Annotated in this window: 2 protein-coding genes; one reads left to right on the top strand and one right to left on the bottom strand. The window is 28.3% G+C overall.

The annotated features are described in order from the left end of the window. Positions 1–69: 69 nt before the first annotated feature. A complete protein-coding gene (locus tag A9G42_RS00755) occupies positions 70–1,758 on the top strand; it encodes an SEL1-like repeat protein (protein ID WP_065652357.1) in 1,689 nt (562 codons plus the stop codon). Positions 1,759–1,840: 82 nt separating this feature from the next. On the opposite strand, the gene A9G42_RS00760 is transcribed toward A9G42_RS00755, so the two are convergent. Further along, positions 1,841–2,404, bottom strand: coding sequence for a cell division protein ZapC (locus A9G42_RS00760; RefSeq protein WP_065568129.1), 564 nt, complete (start codon positions 2,402–2,404; stop codon positions 1,841–1,843). Between the last annotated feature and the right edge of the window lie 143 nt (positions 2,405–2,547).

The following is a 2,547-nucleotide window of genomic DNA, read 5'->3' on the forward strand; positions in this document are numbered from 1 at the left end:
TTAATTATATAATATTTGTTTTGTAATACTCATAATACCAAGAATTAAAATAGAAATATAAGGTTAATCATGAAAAAAATAGGGTTATTTGTTCTGTTATTTATGTTTTCACCTGCTGTATTTTCAGCTAATGATTTTAGTCTCGTGATAAAAAGTTTTGAAGATAATCACCAAAAACAAAACCAAAAAAAATCAAATCAAGATACGAATGATTTAGGTAATATGAGAAAATTAGCAGCAGCTTATATTAATTTAGCTAATAATCTGACACCTAACGACTGCAATAAGTTGAAAACACTTTCCGATCTGTTCAATACAAAAAAAGAAAAAGTTAACTTAGATTATGAAGAAGATTATTATGAAAACGAAGATTTAGATGACAATTATAAAAAATTTGGTTGTAAATTAACTGGATTAACCGATAATGAAATAAATTATATTTTACTACCTAAGCTATTTGATGAGGGTGTTTCGTTATATAAAACAGCAATATTAAATGGTGATATTGAATCAATACCAATATTGTTAACTGATTTTGCAACTTATAAAATTCCAAGGCATTATCTCTATGGCTTTTCAGAAGATAATAGTTTCAGTAATAATCCATATGGTAGTTTCTTAGTTGGTCAATTATATATTGATGAACGCTTTTTCAGTAGAGATCTCCATAAGGCAATAGAATTATTTGAAAAGGCAAAAGATATTCAAGGTGATGATTTATGGTATTTTCTTGTATTTGCAAAAATGGAAGAAATGATTGAATCGCCATCCAGTGATGTTTATAATATCTCTATTTTACAAAATAGTAATAATCACCACACAAAACATGCTGAAATTATAAAGCAACTTGAAAAAACATTAACTCCTAATGATGTTTTACATACATTGCATCTTAGTCTTTATTATGCTGACGATGAAAAATTAAATAAAGCAATTGAGTATTTTGAACGAGCTTGTAATATAAAATCATCTAGTGCATGTAATTTATATCAAAAACAGCTAAAACAGCCCGAAAAAAACAAGATATATTCATTATTTCGTCAATTTGACAAAACTAACCCTGATATTAAAATCACTACAGATATTGCGAAATGGTATGAAGATTCAAAGAAGCTATATAAAGCAATTAATTACTATTCATATATTATTAATAAAGATCCCGAGTTATTACTTAAAATAGCAGCATTATTTAAGAAGTCAGATCTAAATTACGACTTAAAAACAGATATGCTTGTTAAAATCTATACTAAGTATGATAGTTTTGTTGATCGTAGTGATATCAAATATGAAATTTACTTACTTTACTATCCTTCAATGGATTATGATGATCCTGCTTCTGAAACAAATAAAATAGGTTTAGCATGGTTGAAAAAAGCAGCAATTACAGGATCTGCCAAAGCAAAATTGGAAATGGCAAAACTATTTGAAAGTGGAAAATATTTTACACAAAACTATACAAAAGCACTGTATTGGTATGGTGACTATTGTAAAATTTCAATTAACAGTGGATATGGTTTTGAAAGTTTTTGTGAACCTTTTCTTGGCGATACTAAAGACATGATTAATTTGATTGCAAAAGCTGATGGTGGCAATAAAGAAGCACAATATGAACTTGGAGTCAAATTTGTTAAGCCATCGGGTTTGGAGGAGATTGGACTATATTACCTTAGATTGGCAGCAGATCAAGGTCATGAAAAAGCCAAAATTCTTTATATTATAAATCCATATCTCCCTAAAGCGCCTTGTTTTTCATGTTAGATTATTTAATAACCGTGCTATAGGTATCCTGATACTGAACGACGACGTTTTACAGCTTAAATAATAAAGTGCGGTTTTAATGTTACGAAATGGCTTCTAATTTCAGATCTTCTAAGTGATGAGTTTTATTATCTTGCATAAACTTTAATCGATCATTCATCACTTTAATCGCTTCTGAAAAGCAGAAGGTTTTATTCATTGCAACAAATGTTGGTTGAGCAACAATACAAAGCGAGGCTTTTTCGCCAGCTTCAACCACCAATAAACAAACTTTTTGCCCAGTTTCTTGTAAGTTAACTTCTACAATATCAGCAACTTTCGGCTTATAAAACATAGGTTGTTGAGAAAAATACCAACTTTTGGGCATCTGCGGTTTTAAAAAATTAGCCGCCACAATAGCATTAATTGATAATTCAATTTTTTGCGAATCAGTCAAATTAAGCAACTGACACCTATCATGAAATTGATAATAAAATGTTGCATCACTAACTGAAAATGGAAACTCACAAAAAACATCAGGAATTAATATCTTACTTGGATAACAAGAACGGAATAACATTTCAGATGAAACTTCAAGCATCAAACTATCATATTCACTATCAAAATACCATCGCCAACAATCAGTTGGTCGAAAAGCCAATTTCATTAATATGTTATCCTCTTATAATTGAACTAAATTTGCTCAAAAAGATAACATAACTTAACAAAAAAATAAATAAAAAGCTAAAATAAAAATTATTTAATTATATAATTTTTAAAAACTTTAAATATCTATTTAAATCATTAAAA

The sequence above is a fragment of the Gilliamella sp. Nev6-6 genome, from assembly GCF_001690605.1.
Classification (GTDB): domain Bacteria; phylum Pseudomonadota; class Gammaproteobacteria; order Enterobacterales; family Orbaceae; genus Gilliamella; species Gilliamella apicola_C.

Coding starts and splice junctions, on each gene's coding strand:
- A9G42_RS00755 (WP_065652357.1), top strand. CDS start 70: ATGAAAAAAATAGGGTTATTTGTTCTGTTATTTATGTTTTCACCTGCT.
- A9G42_RS00760 (WP_065568129.1), bottom strand. CDS start 2,404: ATGAAATTGGCTTTTCGACCAACTGATTGTTGGCGATGGTATTTTGAT.